The sequence below is a fragment of the Nocardia halotolerans genome, assembly GCF_042650145.1.
Taxonomy (GTDB): domain Bacteria; phylum Actinomycetota; class Actinomycetes; order Mycobacteriales; family Mycobacteriaceae; genus Nocardia; species Nocardia halotolerans.
In genome coordinates this window covers 1,030,511-1,045,905 of the sequence record NZ_JBHSDL010000014.1, presented here as the reverse complement: position 1 = coordinate 1,045,905, position 15,395 = coordinate 1,030,511, and the positions used below count along the sequence as shown (strand labels likewise).

Here is a 15,395-nt window from a genome sequence, read left to right as displayed (position 1 = left end):
GGCCACTCGCGAGAGGATGGATATGAACCACTTCGCTCGACGTACCACTGCCGGAGGCGCCGCGATCTTCGCCGCGACCGCCCTGTTGCTCGCCGCGGGCTGCGGTGACGACACCAACGACAATGTCGACTCGGCTATCTCCAGCGTGATCACCACGCTGCCCGGCGGAGCCGGTTCGGAGACCACCACCGAAGGCGGCGGCGCCGGCTCGCCGACCGAGACCACCGGGATGGGCGAGGAGTCCGGCACCGCCACCGGCACCGCGACCACGACCGCGGCGGCGGCGGGTGAGTCGACCACCATGTCCACCCCGAACGGCGACATCACCGTCTCCGGTCAGGTGTACGAGAAGTACATGGCCGTCGGTGGCGAGAGCAGCCCGCTCGGCATGCCGGAGGAAGCGCAGGAGTCGGGCCCCGAGGGCGGCGAGTACCAGGACTTCGAGGGCGGCACCATCTACTGGAGCCCGGACACCGGCCCGCACATCGTGTGGGGCGAGATCCGTGAGGCCTGGGAGGAGAACGGCGGCGCCAACGGCACCCTGGGCTACCCGACCAGCGACGAGAAGGACATCCCCGGAGGTAAGCAGAGCGACTTCACCGGTGGCACGATCACCTGGGTCGACGGCGAGACCACGGTGACCCCGAAATAGTCGTGTCCCAGCCCCGACGCGGGGGCCGGGTTACCCCCTTGGGCCCCCGCGCTCGTGGGCTAGGCACTAGGTTGGCTGGGTGCAGAAAACTTTGACCGACCGCGAGCTGCTGGATTCGCTCGCGGAGGTGGTGGAAACGAACCTGCGGCGCCACATCGAGGTGGCCGAGGGCTGGCAGCCCCACGAGCTGGTGCCGTGGTCGGACGGGCGGAACTTCGCCTTCCTCGGCGGCACCGACTGGTCACCTGAGCAGTCCGAGCTCAGCGACACCGCCGCGCTCGCGCTGACGGTGAGCGTCCTGGTGGCCGACAACCTGCCGTCCTATCACCGGGAGCTGGGCAAGCTCCTGCGCACCGGCGCCTGGTGGCGCTGGGTGGGCCGGTGGACGGCGGAGGAGAACCGCCACGAGATCATGATCCGCAACTACCTGATGCTCACCCGCGCGGTGGACCCGGTCGCGCTCGAACGGGCCCGGATGGCGCACATGACCGCCGGCTTCAACCGCCCGCCGATGCACCTGATCGACGTGCTGGTCACCTGCGCGTTCGAAGAAGCCGCCGCCGCGATCCGGCACCGCAACACCGCCGCGCTGGGGGAGAACCCCATCGTCACCGCGATGGCCGAGAAGCTGGCCGCCGACGACGAACTGCAGGCCGAGTTCTTCGCCGGCCTCGTCGACGCCGCGCTCGAGCTGGTCCCCGACCAGGGTGCGCGCGCCATCGCCGACCGGGTCGCCGACTTCCGGGTGCCGCACGTGGAGCTGCCCGGCGGCGCGTCCAGCGACGAGGCGCTGGCCGAGGCGGGCATCTACGATCGCGCCAAGGAAGGCGAGCTGGTGTTCGGGCCGCTGCTGCGGCGCTGGAACATCTTCACCCGCACCGACTTCAGCGAAGCCGGCGACAAGGCCCGCGCCGAACTGGCGCTGTATCAATAGCGGCCGGGGCCGCGGGTTCGCGGCCCAGCACGGGCCGCCGGTCAGGCACCGCGGCTTGCTCCTTCGTCGCCTGCGCCGCGGCGCCTGACCGGCGACCCGGCCGCGAACGCCCCCTCCTCGAGGTCGGGAGTGCGTGGCCGGGTCGGTCAGTTCGTTGCCCGGTCGGTCAGTTCGTTGCCGGCGGGGGCTCGACGTTCGTCATGGCCAGCACGTCGAGTTTCTTGTCGAGTTCTTCGACGGTGAGCTTGTCCGGGGTGAGACCGCGGTCGATGACCGTCTGCCGGATCGTCTTCTTCTCCCGCAGCGCCTGTTTGGCGACCGCGGCCGCTTCCTCGTACCCGATGGTGGAGTTCAGCGGTGTGACGATCGAGGGCGACGATTCGGCGAGCGTGCGCAGATGCTCCTCGTTGGCGACGAGCCCGACGATGCACTTGTCGGCGAACAGCCGAGACACGTTGGCCAGCAGGCGAATCGACTCGAGCAGGTTGCGAGCCATCACCGGAATGTAGACGTTGAGCTCGAAGGCGCCGCTCGCCCCGCCGAAGGCGATGGCGGCGTCGTTGCCGACCACCTGCACCGCCACCTGGGTAACCGCCTCGGGCAGTACGGGATTCACCTTGCCGGGCATGATCGAACTGCCGGGCTGCAGGTCGGGCAGCTGCAACTCACCCAGACCGGTCAGCGGGCCCGAACCCATCCAGCGGATGTCGTTGGCGATCTTGGTGAGGCTGACCGCGATGGTGCGCAGCGCACCGGAGGCTTCGACCAGACCGTCGCGGGCGGCCTGGGCCTCGAAATGGTCGCGGGCCTCGCGCAGGGCGTCGATCTCGGTGCTGCGCACCAGTTCCGCGACGACCATGGTGCCGAAACCGGCGGGTGCGTTGAGCCCGGTCCCGACCGCGGTGCCCCCGATCGGGAGTTCGCCCAGCCGCGGCAGCGTGGCCATGATCCGCTCGATACCGGCCTGGATCTGCCGGGTGTAGCCGCCGAATTCCTGGCCGAGGGTCACCGGGACCGCATCCATCAGATGCGTGCGGCCCGACTTGACCACCGTGTGCCACTGCTGCGATTTGTCCAGCAGCGCCAGGCGCAGATGTTCCAGTGCCGGAACGAGTTCGGCGATCACGGCTTCGGTGGCGGCCAGATGGGTGGCGGTGGGGAAGGTGTCGTTGGACGACTGTGACATGTTCACGTCGTCGTTGGGGTGCACGGTGACGCCGTTACGCGCGGCGATCGAAGCGATCACCTCGTTGGCGTTCATGTTGGAACTGGTGCCCGAACCGGTCTGGAACACATCGATCGGGAACTGGTCGTCGTGCTCGCCGTTCGCGATCTCGTTCGCCGCGGTGACGATGGCGTCGGCCTGCACCGGGTCGAGCAGCCCCAGCTCCTTGTTCACCTGCGCGCACGCGGCTTTGAGCAGTCCCAGCGCCCGGATCTGGGCTCGCTCGAGCCCGCGCCCACTGATCGGGAAGTTCTCCACCGCCCGCTGGGTCTGGGCCCGCCACAGCGCGTCGACGGGAACCCGGATCTCACCCATGGTGTCGTGCTCGATGCGGTACTGCGCGTCGTCATCAGCCATGACACGACCCTAGGACGCGAACCGCGCGAATGGGGATCTCACTCCCACGAAAAATCCCACAGCCCCACCGGGAATACCGCAACGGGCGACCACCGCGGGTGCCCGCACGGGTGACCACCACAGGCGAGTCTTACGAGCCGTTCGCGGCCGGCTCGCGTTCGCACCCCGAGACGTAACGCCGAAGGCGCAGTATCGGGGTGCGAACGCGGGCCCTCGGGGCCGCGAACTCCGCGGCCCCGGCCGCTATGTCACAGCCGCTATGTCACGGCAGCGGTGGGGTGGCGCTGTCGTCGCCGTCGAAGTCGACCGAGGAGTACTCGCGCAACTTGGTGAGGCGGTGGTAGGCGTCGATCATGCGCACGGTGCCCGACTTGGACCGCATCACGATCGACTGGGTCGACGCGCCGCCGCCGTAGTAGCGCACGCCGCGCAGCAGGTCACCGTCGGTGACGCCGGTGGCGCAGAAGAAGACGTTCTCGCCCGAGACCAGGTCGGTGGTCGAGAGCACGCGGTCCAGGTCGTGGCCGGCGTCGATCGCCTGCTGTCGTTCCTCGTCGTCCTTGGGGGCGAGCATGCCCTGCATCTCGCCGCCGAGGCAGCGCAGCGCGGCGGCGGCGATGATGCCCTCCGGCGTGCCGCCGATACCGACGAGGATGTCGACACCGGACTCCGGGCGCGCGGCGGCGATCGCACCGGCCACGTCGCCGTCGGAGATCAACCGGATGCGCGCGCCCGCGTCGCGGACCTGCTGGATGGTCTCGGCGTGGCGGGGGCGGTCCAGGATGCACACCGTCAGGTCGGAGACCGACAGGTGCTTGGCCTTGGCGACGCGGCGGATGTTCTCACCGATCGGGGCAGTGATGTCGACCGAACCCGCGGCGTCGGGGCCCACCGCGATCTTGTGCATGTAGAACACCGCGGACGGGTCGAACATGGCGCCGCGCTCGGCGACCGCGAGCACGGAGATGGCGCCGGGGGAGCCCTTCGACATCAGGGTGGTGCCGTCGACCGGGTCGACGGCGAAGTCGACCTCGGGGCCGGTGCCGTCGCCGACGAGTTCGCCGTTGTAGAGCATCGGCGCTTCGTCCTTCTCGCCTTCGCCGATCACGACGATGCCCTTCATCGACACCGAGCTCACGAGCTGACGCATGGCGTCGACAGCCGCGCCGTCGCCGCCTTCCTTGTCCCCCCGGCCGACCCAACGGCCGCTCGCCATCGCGCCTGCCTCGGTGACGCGGACCAGCTCGAGGGCGAGGTTGCGGTCTGGTGCCTCGCGGCGGCTGGGGGCGGGCGATGATGCCGTCATTGCGGAGTGCCTCCTTGGCGTTGGTGATACCGGGGCAATTGTCGCATTACGAACCGGCGTGCCCGTGCACGACCTCCTGCGTAGACCCCTGGGCGGCCTGGTCAGCGGCCCAGTGGATACTGGTAGCCGTGTCCCAGTCCAAGCACCGCATCTTCAACGACTACCGCGATCTGTTCTGGTCGCTGATCCCGTTGGTGCTGGCCGCGGTGGTGCTGGCGGGTGCGGCGAGTCAGTGCACGGTGGCCACGAACGGCCCCACCCAGGGTCAGGTGCCGTTCTTCGACGCCGACACCGCGCTGAAGTCCGACGCACGTTCCCTGCCGTTCCCCATCCGCAACCCGCAGTTGCCGCCGGACTGGGTGTCGAACTCCGGCAGCCGCGACACCATCGCCACCGCGGGTGGCGGCGATGTGAGCACTGTCGGCTACCTGACTCCGCAGGGCACCTACATGCGTTACTCGCAGAGCGACGCCACCGAGGAAGCCCTGTCGCGGCACGTCCTCGGCTCGCGGTACCCAACCGGCACCCAGGACGTGGCCGGTCAGAAGTGGGTGGTCTACACCGAACCCACCGAGGAAACCGGCTGGATCGCCGATCTGGGCGGGGTGCGCATCCTGATCACCGGCGCGGGCAACGAGGCCGCGTTCGACACGCTGGCCCAGGCGATCACCGTCGCCGAGCCGCTGGCGAAGTAGTCCCCACCCCCACGCACCGCGACGCCAGCCTCCTCCCGCACGACGGTGCCGGCCGGCTCACTCGTCGGTGTCGAGATCCGCGCGCGACAGCGCGTTCTCGACCCGCTCACGCGCCCCGGCCAGGTGCTGTTCGCAGCGGGCGGCCAAGGCCTCGCCCCGCTCCCACAGGATCAGGGAGTCGTCGAGATCGAGGCCGCCCTGCTCGAGCATCTTCACCACGTTGATCAGTTCGTCGCGGGCACGTTCGTAGCCGAAGGTCGCGATCTCGGCCAGGGTGTCGGTGTTCTCGGAACCGGCGTCGGCCACGGTCACTTCCTCTTCTCGTCGGTGTCTTTCGGGGTCAGGCGCTGGGTGCCAAGGGCCGCGGCCGAGACCGCGCCGTCGGCGACCCGGATTCGCAGCTGGCTGCCCGCCGGTGCGTCTTCGATCGAACGCACGACGTGGCGTTCGGGACCGGCCACGCGCTGCACGACAGCGTAACCACGGGCCAGCGTGGCGGCCGGACCCACCGCGGTGAGCTTCTCGCGCAGATGCAGTGTGGTGGTGGACTCGCCGCGCAGCAGGTGGTCGACGCTGCGCCGGGCCGCGGTGCGCAATCGTTCGACCTCGTCGTGGCGGTGCCGGAGTTCGCGCAGCGGGTCGGCCAGCACCGGGCGCGACCGCAATTGTTCGATGGTGTGCGCCTCCCGCCGCACCCATCCGCGCAGCGCGGCGGCCGAGCGGGCGCGCATCTCGCGGACCCCGGCCAGTTCGGCTGCCGCGTCGGGCACGATGCGTTTGGCGGCGTCGGTGGGGGTGGCCGCGCGCAGATCGGCGACCAGGTCGAGCAACGGGTTGTCCGGTTCGTGGCCGATCGCGCTCACCACCGGGGTGCGCGCCGCGGCCACCGCCCGGCACAGTGCCTCGTCGGAGAAGGGCAGCAGGTCCTCGGTGCTGCCGCCGCCGCGGGCCAGCACGATCACCTCCACCTCGGTGTCACGGTCCAGCTCGGCCAGGGCTTCGAGGATCTGCGGTACCGCGTTCGGCCCTTGCACCGCCGTGTTGCGGATGACGAAACGTACAGCCGGCCAACGGCTCTGAGCCACACTGAGGACATCGCGTTCGGCCGCGCTCGCCCGCCCGGTGATCAGGCCGATGGTGGCGGGCAGAAACGGCAACGCGCGCTTGAGCCGGGGATCGAACAGGCCCTCCGCGGTGAGCAGCGACTTCAGCCGCTCGATGCGCGCCAGCAGTTCCCCGATCCCGACGGCACGAATCTCGGTGACGCGCAGGGAAAGCGTGCCGCGACCGGTGAAGAACTGCAGTTTGCCGTAGACGATCACCCGGCTGCCCTCGGTCAACGGCGCGGGCAGCCTGCGCAGCAGGTCGGGATCGCAGGTGAGCGACAGCGACATGTCCGCGGAGGTGTCACGCAGCACCAGGAACGCCGTGCGGGTGCCCGGGCGCAGATTGACCTGGGTGACCTGGCCTTCCACCCAGATACTGCCGAGCCGCTCGATCCACTGGGCGACCTTCACCGCCACCGAGCGCACCGGGTACGGCTGCTCCGCGGAATTGGCCGGCCCACCCGCCTGCGCCGGGGCGGTTCCCGTGCCGTCCTGAGTCATAGGTCAGTTGTACGCGGGGGCACCGACACAACCCAAGCGGGACGCCCCGCGAACGACGAAGCGGCCGCACCCGGGGGGATCGCGGCCGCTTCGGTTCCGAACTGACGAAGCTACTTGGCCTGGACCGTGGCGATGCGGTTGGTGAGCATGGTGACGAAGGGCGCGCGGGCCTGCGTCTGCTGTTCGAAGGCCAGCAGCTGCTCGAGCTCTTCGACCGTGAGCATGCGCAGCCGGGCGCGCAGCTGCGCCAGCGTCATCGTGGGGTAGTCGTAGCGCAGGGCCACTTCGGGGGCTTCGACCTGTTCGGGCGCCTGCTCGGCGGCGGGCTCCTCGGTGGGGGCGATGACCTCGGTCTCGGTCTCGAGCAGCAGCAGCGAGGCGGGCACGGACCTGCCGTTGGTCTGCGCGGGCTCGGGCTCGTCGCTGAACAGATCGAAGCGACTGGCACGGCCGTTGGTTGCGGTGGGTTCGGGCGCGACGTCCTCGTCGAAGGTGGCCCACGCGGGTTGTTCCTGCGGGGCCGAACCGAGGCGTTCGAACACACCGTCACCCTTGAGCGCGAGGCTGGTGACGAACTGCTGCACGTGCATGGTGGTCTGCAGCACGCGGCTGAGCGCCGTGATCGGGAAATTGACCGCGGCGACGGGCAGCCGCCGGGTCTCTTCTAAGGCGTAGACGGCGGCACCGGCGGCCACCCGGGCCAGAAACGGAGGTCGAAACATGGTCCCAGCCTGCCGTAAACCGGCTGTGATGCAAAGGACCAGCGCACGGTTGTGTGACTTTCACCCCCCGATCCGACCTGATCGCACCCGCCGCGCACACGTAGGCTGTGCACTATGACCTCGGCAATCCCCTTGAACGTCGGTATCGCGCGCTCGGCGGGCGCGAATGCTGCCGGTGGCAAGCGCGTGCTGCTGGCCGAGCCGCGCGGCTACTGCGCAGGCGTCGACCGCGCCGTCGAGACCGTGGAGAAGGCGCTGGAAAAGCACGGTGCTCCCGTCTACGTGCGCAAAGAGATCGTGCACAACCGGCACGTCGTCGAAACGCTGCGGGATCGCGGCGTGATCTTCGTCGACGAGACCGACGAGGTGCCCAACGGCGCGCTGGTCGTGTTCTCGGCGCACGGTGTGGCCCCGATCGTGCACGAGACGGCCGCTGAACGGAACCTGCGCACCATCGACGCCACCTGTCCGCTGGTCACCAAGGTGCACCAGGAAGCCAAGCGTTTCGCCCGTGACGACTACGACATCCTGCTGATCGGCCACGAGGGGCACGAGGAAGTCGAGGGCACCGCCGGTGAGGCGCCCGAGCACGTCCAGCTCGTCGACGGCCCCGACGCGGTGGACAAGGTGTCGGTGCGCGACCCGGCGAAGGTGATCTGGCTGTCGCAGACCACGCTGTCGGTCGACGAGACGATGGAGACCGTCGAGCGGCTGCGCCGGCGTTTCCCCACGCTGCAGGACCCGCCGAGCGACGACATCTGTTACGCCACCTCCAACCGGCAGACCGCGGTGAAGGCGATGGCGCCCGAATGCGATCTGGTGATCGTGGTCGGTTCGCGCAACTCCTCCAATTCGGTGCGGCTGGTCGAGGTCGCGCTCGGTGCGGGCGCGCGGGCCGCGCACCTGGTCGACTACGCCCGCGAAGTGGATCTGGCCTGGCTCGACGGTGTGCAGACCGTCGGCATCACCTCCGGCGCTTCGGTGCCCGAGATCCTGGTGACCGGGGTGCTGGACCTGCTCGCCGAGCACGGGTTCGGTGCGGTGCAGCCGGTGACCACGGCCAACGAGACACTGGTGTTCTCGCTGCCGCGTGAGCTGCGCGCCCCGCGTCGCGACGCCGCCAAGGGCTGAATCTCAGGACCGAAGACGATCCCCGCCGCGTGTGTTCGCGGCGGGGATCGTCGTTTCTCACATCTTGTCGGGCCGGCGCCGTTCGGTGCGAGCGGAGTCGGCGCGGTCGCGGTAGCGCACATTCGGTTGCGGGTGTGGCGGTGCTTCGGCACGCCTGCGGGGAGTGCGGACCGGTTCGGCCTCGCGCGGTGCCGCCGCGCCCCGAGGCGCCCGCGGTTCCCGGTTGCGTGCCGCCGCGGGCGCGCGTTTCGGCTGGGCGTTGCGGGCGGCCGGGCGACGCGCCGGACTGGCCATATCGACCTCGGTGACCGGGTCGTCGAGCACGGCGGCGGTGCGACGGGGCCGTTTGCGTGCGCTGTCGGCGAGCTTCGCCGCGGGTTCGGGGCGACGGCGCTTGGCGGCCGCGGGCCTGCGCTCACCGCGACGATCCGCCGCGGCCGGTCGCGTGGTGGCGGGGGCGCGCTTGTGCAGCGCGATCCGGGCGCCGCCGATGGCCAGGGTCAGTACCGTGGCCAGCACCATCGTGGGGAAACGCTCCACCAGCGGGATGACCAGGTTCATCAGCACGTCTTTGATCGAGGTGGTCGTGCGACCGCCCAGGATCTGGCAGGCCAGCGGCACCGCGACGAACAGCAGCAGCGGCGGCAGCACCATGGTGGAGAACAGCCCGCGCAGGCGGACCGCGCAGACGGCGAGCACACAGCCGAGCACATACAGCGTAGAGAACGTGGTGGTCGGGTAACTCTCGCCGCCCAGACCGTCGATCAGCAGCCCGAGCGTCGTCGCACCCGCGGCGAGCGCAATCGCGGCCCAGGCGGGGATGCCGGGCACCGAGGGCACGATCGAACGTTGCGGCGCGGGCACCCGGGGTCGCGCACGTTGGGAAGCAGCCACCCTATGACACTAACCGCACAACGGCCTCTCAGGCGCCGCGGCACGGCGTTCTCAGCGGCGTTCGTCGGCCTCGGCGAACGCCACGACCCGCGGTCGGGTCTCGGTCAACCGGATTGCCGGCAGCTCCTGATCGCCGATACCGAGATCGTGCATTCGGCGTGCCGTGACCAGCACCCGTGACTCCACCGAACCGACCGTGGCGTTGAAAGCCGCTACGGCTTTACCGAGATTCACACCGAGGGTGTCCAGATGTTCGGCCACCTTGCCCACCCGGGTGTAGAGCTCCTTGCCCAATTGCTGCACCGTTGCCATATCGCGGGAGAGGGCCTCCTGCCGCCAGCTGAACGCGACCGTGCGCAACAGGGCGATCAGGGTGGTGGGGGTAGCCAGGATCACGTTCCGGCCGAACGCGTACTCGAGCAGTTCGGCGTCGGTGGTGAGGGCGGCGTCGAGGAACGGGTCGCCGGGAACGAACAACACCACGAATTCCGGGGCCGGGTCGAACGCCGCCCAGTACGCCTTGTCGGCCAGCTGGTCGACGTGGGCACGTAACTGTTTGGCGTGCCGCGCCAGTGCCCGGTCGCGAGTGGCCGGGTCCTCGCTGGTCGCCGCGTCCAGGTACGCCGCGAACGGGACCTTCGCGTCGACGACGATGTGGCGCCCGCCGGCCAGCCGCACCACCAGGTCGGGCCGCACCACGCCGCGGTCGTCACCGCCGGGCCTGCTCACCTGGGTGTCGAAATCGCAGTGCCTGGTCATGCCCGCCAGTTCGACGACCCGCTCGAGCTGGATCTCACCCCAGCGCCCCCGCACCTGGGGCGCCCGCAGCGCGGCCACCAGCTGGGCGGTCTGGTCGGAGAGACGGTGCGAGGTGAGTTGCATGCCGGCCACCTGCTCGCGCAAACCGGAGTAGGCGTCGATCCGATGATGCTCGACCTGGCGGATCTGCTGTTCCAGCGCCCCGACCGCGTCGCGCAGTGGGTCGACCATCGCGCCGATCGCCGCGGAGTGCCTGCGCGCGGCGTCCTCGTTGGCCGCGCGCAACGACTGCTGCAGCAACCGTTGATTGTCTTCGGCGGCGGCCAGCCGCACCTCCGCCGCGACGGCGCGCTGCCCGCCGCGGGCAGCATGGCCCAACCAGCCCAGACCGAGGCCTGCGGCGAACACCAAGACGAGCGCGACGAGCATCGAAGCGGTCATGGCGGCGATACTGCCCGAGGGCACCGACAAACTCGCAATCCGGCAGCAACCGCGCGCCGAGAATTACACGTGTGTAGTGCACCGATTGAATTCTGTCGGCGGTGTGGCCTACCGTTCGCGGCATGCGGATCCTGCACACCTCCGACTGGCACATCGGTCGCACCTTTCACGGTGTCGACCTGCTGGCGGATCAGGCGCGTGTCCTGGCGGCGATCGCGGAGCTGGTCGCCGCCGAATCCGTCGACGTGGTGGTGGTTCCCGGCGACATCTACGACCGGTCCATTCCCAGCGCCGACGCCATCGCGGTCTGCAACCGTGGCTTCGAGGCGATCCGGGCGGCCGGCGCCACGATCATCGCCACCTCGGGCAACCACGATTCGCCCGCCCGGCTCGGCGCGGGCGCCAGCTTCGCCGCCGCGGGCGGGCTGCACCTGCGCACCCGCGTGGCCGACGCCGACCAGCCCGTGGTGCTCGCCGACGCCCAGGGCGAGGTGGCGTTCTACGGCATCCCGTATCTCGAACCCGAGATCACCCGCGCCGAACTCGGTGTGCCGCAGGCGCGCTCGCACGCGGAGATTCTCGACGCCGCGATGACCCGGATCCGCGCCGACCTCGCTGCCCGGCCGGGCACCCGCACGGTGGTGCTGGCGCACGCGTTCGTCGTCGGCGGTGCGGCGACCGGTTCGGAGCGTTCCATTTCGGTGGGCGGGGTGGAGACGGTGTCGATGTCGGCGTTCGACGGCATCGACTATGTGGCGCTGGGCCACCTGCATTCGCCACAGACCCTGTCGGAATCGGTGCGCTACAGCGGTTCCCCGCTGCCGTATTCGTTCGGCGAGAACGCCCACCGCAAAGCGGTGTGGATCGTCGACCTCGATGCCGACGGTCCGGCGGCGGTGCGCCGCCACGATCTGCCGCTGGTGCGGGGCCTGAGCCGGCTCACCGGCACGCTCGACGAGCTGCTCACCGGCCCCGAGCACACCGCGGCCGAACAGCACTACGTCTCGGCGACGCTCACCGACAGCGCCCGGCCGGTCGACCCGATGCGTAAGCTGCGTGAACGTTTTCCGCACGCGGTACATGTGGAATGGGCGCGCCCGGAAGGCAACCCGGAGCTGCGTTATCGCGAGCGAGTGCACGGTCGTCGCGACGCCGAGGTGGCGGCGAGCTTTCTGACCGATGTGCGGGGTACACCGACCGAGGGGGAGCTGGCATGGGTGGAAAAGGCGCTCGTCGCCGCGGTGCGCGAGAAGGAGTCGGTGCGCGTGTCCGCCGACGCCGCGGAGCTGACCGCGTGAACCTCGCGCCCGCCGGCGGTGCCGCATGAGACTGCACCGGCTCGAGATGACCGCGTTCGGGCCGTTCGCCGCCACCACCGTGGTCGATTTCGACGCACTCGGCGCCGACGGCCTGTTCCTGTTGCACGGGCACACCGGTGCGGGCAAGACCACCGTGCTCGACGCCATCGCCTTCGCCCTCTACGGCCGGGTACCCGGCGCGCGCGGGGAGAGCAAGCGCCTGCACTCCGACCACGCCGATCCGCACACCCCGCCCCAGGTGAGTCTGGAGGCCACCCTCGGCGGCCGCCGGCTGCGGCTCACCCGCGTACCCGAGTTCGAGCGTCCCAAGAAGAACGGCACCGGAATGCGCCTGTTGCAGGCGCAGGCCACCCTCACCTGGCTCGACGGCAGCGGCGAGAACCTCTCGCGCATCACCGATATCGGCGAGGAGGTGCTGCGGCTGCTCGGCATGAGTGCCGACCAGTTCTTCCAGGTGGTGCTGCTGCCCCAGGGCGACTTCGCCCGATTCCTGCGCGCCGACAACGAAGACCGCGAGAAGCTGCTCGAAAAGCTCTTCGACACCCAGCGTTTCGGCACCGCCGAGCAGTGGCTGGCCGAGCGCCGCCGCGCTGCCGCCGCCGACCTGGAGTCCCGCAGACAGGGCATCGACCGGTTGATCACCAAGGTCGGGATGGCCGCCGGCTACAGCGGCACGGAGTCGGTCGGCGTGCTCGACTCGGTGACCTGGTCTCAAGATCTGCTGGCCACCGCACGCACCGAACTGGCCGAGGCGAGCACCGAGACCGAACTGCGCCAGAAGGAGTCGGACGCGGCCCGGGCCGAAGTAGACGAACAACGCCGCATCACCGAACTCCACTCCCGAATGACCGCGGCCAGAACGGAGCTGGCCGGCTACGAGTCCTCGGCTGCCCACCGCGCCACCCTCGAACACGAACTCGACCGGGCCCGCCGCGCCGAACCCGTTATCCAGGCCATCGACGAGGCCCGCGCCGCCGTCCGCAGCCTCCGCGGCGCCGAGTCCGCGACCCACACCGCCGTCCGCGAACTCGCAGACCAGCTGCGCGCCGAGGCGGCCGCCGACATCCCGGGCATCGACCTGCTGACCGTCGTCACCGCGGCGGACGCGCGGGAGGCGACCGGGCATTCGGATGCCGTGGTTTCGTGGCCCGTCGTCGCCGAAGCCGCCGCGATGCAGGTGACCGGGGATCTGGATGCCGCGGTTTCGCGGTGGAATGCGCTGCTCGGAGTGCTCGGGGAGGTGCGCGCCGACGCGGTGATCGCATCTCAGCTGCGCGGGGATCTCGTCGAGCACGAAGGCGAAGCCGCTCGGCTCACCCAGCGGGCGGGCGAGTTGGCGCAACGCCGTGCGGAACTGCCCGCGGCGATCGTTGCCGCGCAAGAGCAACTGCGCGAGGCCACCGACGCCGCTGCGGCCCTGCCCGGACTGCGCAATGAACTGACGAAGTGGCAGGACTCCGCGGCCGCCGCGGTGGAACTGGCCGCGCAGCGACCGGCTCTGGACCGCGCGCAGACTGAACTCCATGCTGCTCGCAGTACGCACCTCGACGCGCGAGAACGCGTTCTCGACCTGCGGAAACGCCGCTTGGCTGGGATGGCCGCCGAACTGGCGGGCGCGCTCACCGAGGGCACACCGTGCACCGTCTGCGGTTCCGCCGAGCACCCCGCCCCGGCCCGCCCCACTGACGACGCCGTGTCCAAGGAAGCCGAGGACTCGGCCGTCGCCGCCGAACAAGCCGCCGAAACCGCTCGCGACCGGATCGCCGAGCGCATCGCCGCCATGGAACGCGACATCGAAGCACTCACCGCCCGCGGTGGCGCCGCCGACCCGGTGACCCTCGCCGACGCCGTCCGCACCGCCACGCACCGCTTCGACGATGCCGCCGATGCCGCCGAGCGCACCCCCGCCCTCACCATCCGGGTGGAAACGTTGCGCACCGAGGAGACCACCCTCCACGACCAGTCCCGCGACCTCGACGCCCGCCTCGGCACCGTCACCGCGAACATCGCCGCCACCCGCACCCGCCTCGAAGAACTCTCGCAACGCCTGCGCACCGCCGCGGGCGCCGACGATTCCGTCGACGCCCGCACCGCCCGCCTCGAATCCCTCATCACCGCCGCCACCGCGCTGCGCACCGCCCGCACCGAGGAGTCCACCGCCCGCGACGCCGTCCGTCGCATCGCCGCCCGAGTCGAAAACCTGGCCACCGAAGCCGGTTTCGAACCCAACGGGGTCGAGCGCCCCGCGGTGAAGCCCGTCCGGAACGTCGAGACGTCAGCCGGCGCGACACTGTTCGACCTCTTCGACGAGGACCCCGCTGACGAACAGGCAGTGGTCGAAGCAGTGCCGTCGCGCGACGACATCGAGCTACTGACGGCCTACGCGAAGGTGGTCACCGCCGCGGCCCGCACGCGGCGCCAGTTGGCGAGCATCGAGGCCGAACTCACGGCTGCCGATCGGGCTCGCGCGCATGCCGAGACGGTGTTGGCCGAGCCCGCGATCCAGGCCGCCGCCGAGCAGGTACCGGGTGACCTCGAGGAGCTGGAACAGCGGTTCGCGCGAGCCCAGCACGGCCTCACCACGGCGGTGGCCGCCCAGTCCGCGGCGGCCGAGCGGGTCGCTCAGCTCGAACAGCTGGGTACGCAACTGTGGGGTGAGGTGGAGCGGATCGCGCCGAAACAACGCGACTTCGACGAGTTGGCCGCGCTGGCCGATGTGGTCGCCGGGCGCGGCGAGAACAGCCGGCGAATGTCGTTGCGCTCCTACGTTCTTGCCGCGCGGCTCGAAGAGGTGGCGGTGGCGGGATCGCTGCGTTTGCGCCGGATGTCGGGTGGGCGTTACGAATTCGTCCACTCGGACAAGGCCGGCCCACGGGGGCGGCGCGGTGGTCTCGGCCTCGATGTGCGCGACGACTACACCGGTGCCGTCCGGTCGGCGAAAACTCTCTCCGGCGGCGAGACCTTCATGGCCTCACTGGCCCTGGCCCTCGGCCTGGCCGACGTGGTGGCCGCCGAATCTGGTGGCCTGGTCCTGGACACCCTGTTCATCGACGAGGGTTTCGGCAGCCTCGACGCCGACACCCTCGACGCCGTCATGGGCGTACTCGACGAACTCCGCGCCGGTGGTCGCGTGGTCGGCGTCGTCAGCCACGTGGACGAGATGCGCCAGCGGATCCCCAGCCGCCTCCACGTCCTACGTGGCCGCACCGGCTCGCACCTGGAGACCATCGTCGCTTGAGCCCGCGCCCGGCGTCGGTGATCCAGCAGCCCGAGGAAGCCCCGTACATGACCCGCCGGACCGCCTCGCGCGAGCGGGGTGGGTTCACAGCGGCCGTTGCGCAGTACGCCGTGTT

General features: G+C 70.3%; 13 protein-coding genes. 6 read left to right on the top strand and 7 right to left on the bottom strand.

Annotation, left to right across the window (positions count from 1 at the left end):
- The first annotated feature begins 22 nt into the window (after positions 1-22).
- Both ACFO5K_RS15425 and ACFO5K_RS15420 read left to right on the top strand, forming a co-directional pair.
- A complete protein-coding gene (locus tag ACFO5K_RS15425) occupies positions 23-652 on the top strand; it encodes an LGFP repeat-containing protein (RefSeq protein WP_378562293.1) in 630 nt (209 codons plus the stop codon).
- Positions 653-731: 79 nt separating this feature from the next.
- Complete coding sequence (locus tag ACFO5K_RS15420) at positions 732-1,586, top strand: acyl-ACP desaturase (protein WP_378562290.1); 855 nt, start codon at positions 732-734, stop codon at positions 1,584-1,586.
- Between the two features lie 166 nt (positions 1,587-1,752).
- Here ACFO5K_RS15420 and ACFO5K_RS15415 read toward each other — a convergent pair whose 3' ends face one another.
- Together ACFO5K_RS15415 and glpX are read right to left on the bottom strand one after the other, a co-directional pair.
- The gene (locus tag ACFO5K_RS15415) at positions 1,753-3,168 is read right to left on the bottom strand and encodes a class II fumarate hydratase (protein WP_378562287.1); all 1,416 of its coding nucleotides are present in this window, start codon (positions 3,166-3,168) and stop codon (positions 1,753-1,755) included.
- 262 nt (positions 3,169-3,430) lie between these two features.
- Positions 3,431-4,474, bottom strand: a complete 1,044-nt coding sequence (gene glpX / locus ACFO5K_RS15410; RefSeq protein ID WP_378562284.1) for a class II fructose-bisphosphatase — start codon at positions 4,472-4,474, stop codon at positions 3,431-3,433.
- Between the two features lie 128 nt (positions 4,475-4,602).
- On the opposite strand from glpX, the gene ACFO5K_RS15405 reads away from it, so the two are divergent.
- On the top strand, positions 4,603-5,169 hold the full coding sequence (locus ACFO5K_RS15405) for a DUF4245 domain-containing protein (RefSeq protein WP_378562281.1): 567 nt from the start codon (positions 4,603-4,605) through the stop codon (positions 5,167-5,169).
- A 57-nt stretch (positions 5,170-5,226) separates the two neighbouring features.
- Here ACFO5K_RS15405 and ACFO5K_RS15400 read toward each other — a convergent pair whose 3' ends face one another.
- From ACFO5K_RS15400 to ACFO5K_RS15390, 3 genes are all read right to left on the bottom strand, one after another.
- A complete protein-coding gene (locus ACFO5K_RS15400; RefSeq protein WP_378562278.1) occupies positions 5,227-5,481 on the bottom strand; it encodes an exodeoxyribonuclease VII small subunit in 255 nt (84 codons plus the stop codon).
- The gene (xseA, locus tag ACFO5K_RS15395; RefSeq protein WP_378562275.1) at positions 5,478-6,776 is read right to left on the bottom strand and encodes an exodeoxyribonuclease VII large subunit; all 1,299 of its coding nucleotides are present in this window, start codon (positions 6,774-6,776) and stop codon (positions 5,478-5,480) included. Before xseA ends, ACFO5K_RS15400 begins: the two co-directional genes overlap by 4 nt.
- Positions 6,777-6,886: 110 nt before the next feature.
- On the bottom strand, positions 6,887-7,498 hold the full coding sequence (locus ACFO5K_RS15390) for a lipid droplet-associated protein (protein ID WP_378562272.1): 612 nt from the start codon (positions 7,496-7,498) through the stop codon (positions 6,887-6,889).
- A 114-nt stretch (positions 7,499-7,612) separates the two neighbouring features.
- On the opposite strand from ACFO5K_RS15390, the gene ACFO5K_RS15385 reads away from it, so the two are divergent.
- Positions 7,613-8,629, top strand: a complete 1,017-nt coding sequence (locus ACFO5K_RS15385) for a 4-hydroxy-3-methylbut-2-enyl diphosphate reductase (protein ID WP_378562269.1) — start codon at positions 7,613-7,615, stop codon at positions 8,627-8,629.
- A gap of 57 nt (positions 8,630-8,686) precedes the next feature.
- Here the strand turns inward: ACFO5K_RS15385 and ACFO5K_RS15380 are convergent, their stop codons facing one another.
- On the bottom strand, positions 8,687-9,523 hold the full coding sequence (locus ACFO5K_RS15380) for a DUF6542 domain-containing protein (protein WP_378562266.1): 837 nt from the start codon (positions 9,521-9,523) through the stop codon (positions 8,687-8,689).
- 51 nt (positions 9,524-9,574) lie between these two features.
- Complete coding sequence (locus tag ACFO5K_RS15375) at positions 9,575-10,723, bottom strand: DNA recombination protein RmuC (protein ID WP_378562263.1); 1,149 nt, start codon at positions 10,721-10,723, stop codon at positions 9,575-9,577.
- Between the two features lie 122 nt (positions 10,724-10,845).
- On the opposite strand from ACFO5K_RS15375, the gene ACFO5K_RS15370 reads away from it, so the two are divergent.
- A complete protein-coding gene (locus tag ACFO5K_RS15370; protein WP_378562260.1) occupies positions 10,846-12,021 on the top strand; it encodes an exonuclease SbcCD subunit D in 1,176 nt (391 codons plus the stop codon).
- Between the two features lie 25 nt (positions 12,022-12,046).
- On the top strand, positions 12,047-15,280 hold the full coding sequence (locus ACFO5K_RS15365) for an AAA family ATPase (protein ID WP_378562257.1): 3,234 nt from the start codon (positions 12,047-12,049) through the stop codon (positions 15,278-15,280).
- Positions 15,281-15,395: the final 115 nt, after the last annotated feature.

Coding starts and splice junctions, on each gene's coding strand:
- ACFO5K_RS15425 (WP_378562293.1), top strand. CDS start 23: ATGAACCACTTCGCTCGACGTACCACTGCCGGAGGCGCCGCGATCTTC.
- ACFO5K_RS15415 (WP_378562287.1), bottom strand. CDS start 3,168: ATGGCTGATGACGACGCGCAGTACCGCATCGAGCACGACACCATGGGT.
- glpX (WP_378562284.1), bottom strand. CDS start 4,474: ATGACGGCATCATCGCCCGCCCCCAGCCGCCGCGAGGCACCAGACCGC.
- xseA (WP_378562275.1), bottom strand. CDS start 6,776: ATGACTCAGGACGGCACGGGAACCGCCCCGGCGCAGGCGGGTGGGCCG.
- ACFO5K_RS15390 (WP_378562272.1), bottom strand. CDS start 7,498: ATGTTTCGACCTCCGTTTCTGGCCCGGGTGGCCGCCGGTGCCGCCGTC.
- ACFO5K_RS15385 (WP_378562269.1), top strand. CDS start 7,613: ATGACCTCGGCAATCCCCTTGAACGTCGGTATCGCGCGCTCGGCGGGC.
- ACFO5K_RS15375 (WP_378562263.1), bottom strand. CDS start 10,723: ATGACCGCTTCGATGCTCGTCGCGCTCGTCTTGGTGTTCGCCGCAGGC.
- ACFO5K_RS15370 (WP_378562260.1), top strand. CDS start 10,846: ATGCGGATCCTGCACACCTCCGACTGGCACATCGGTCGCACCTTTCAC.
- ACFO5K_RS15365 (WP_378562257.1), top strand. CDS start 12,047: ATGAGACTGCACCGGCTCGAGATGACCGCGTTCGGGCCGTTCGCCGCC.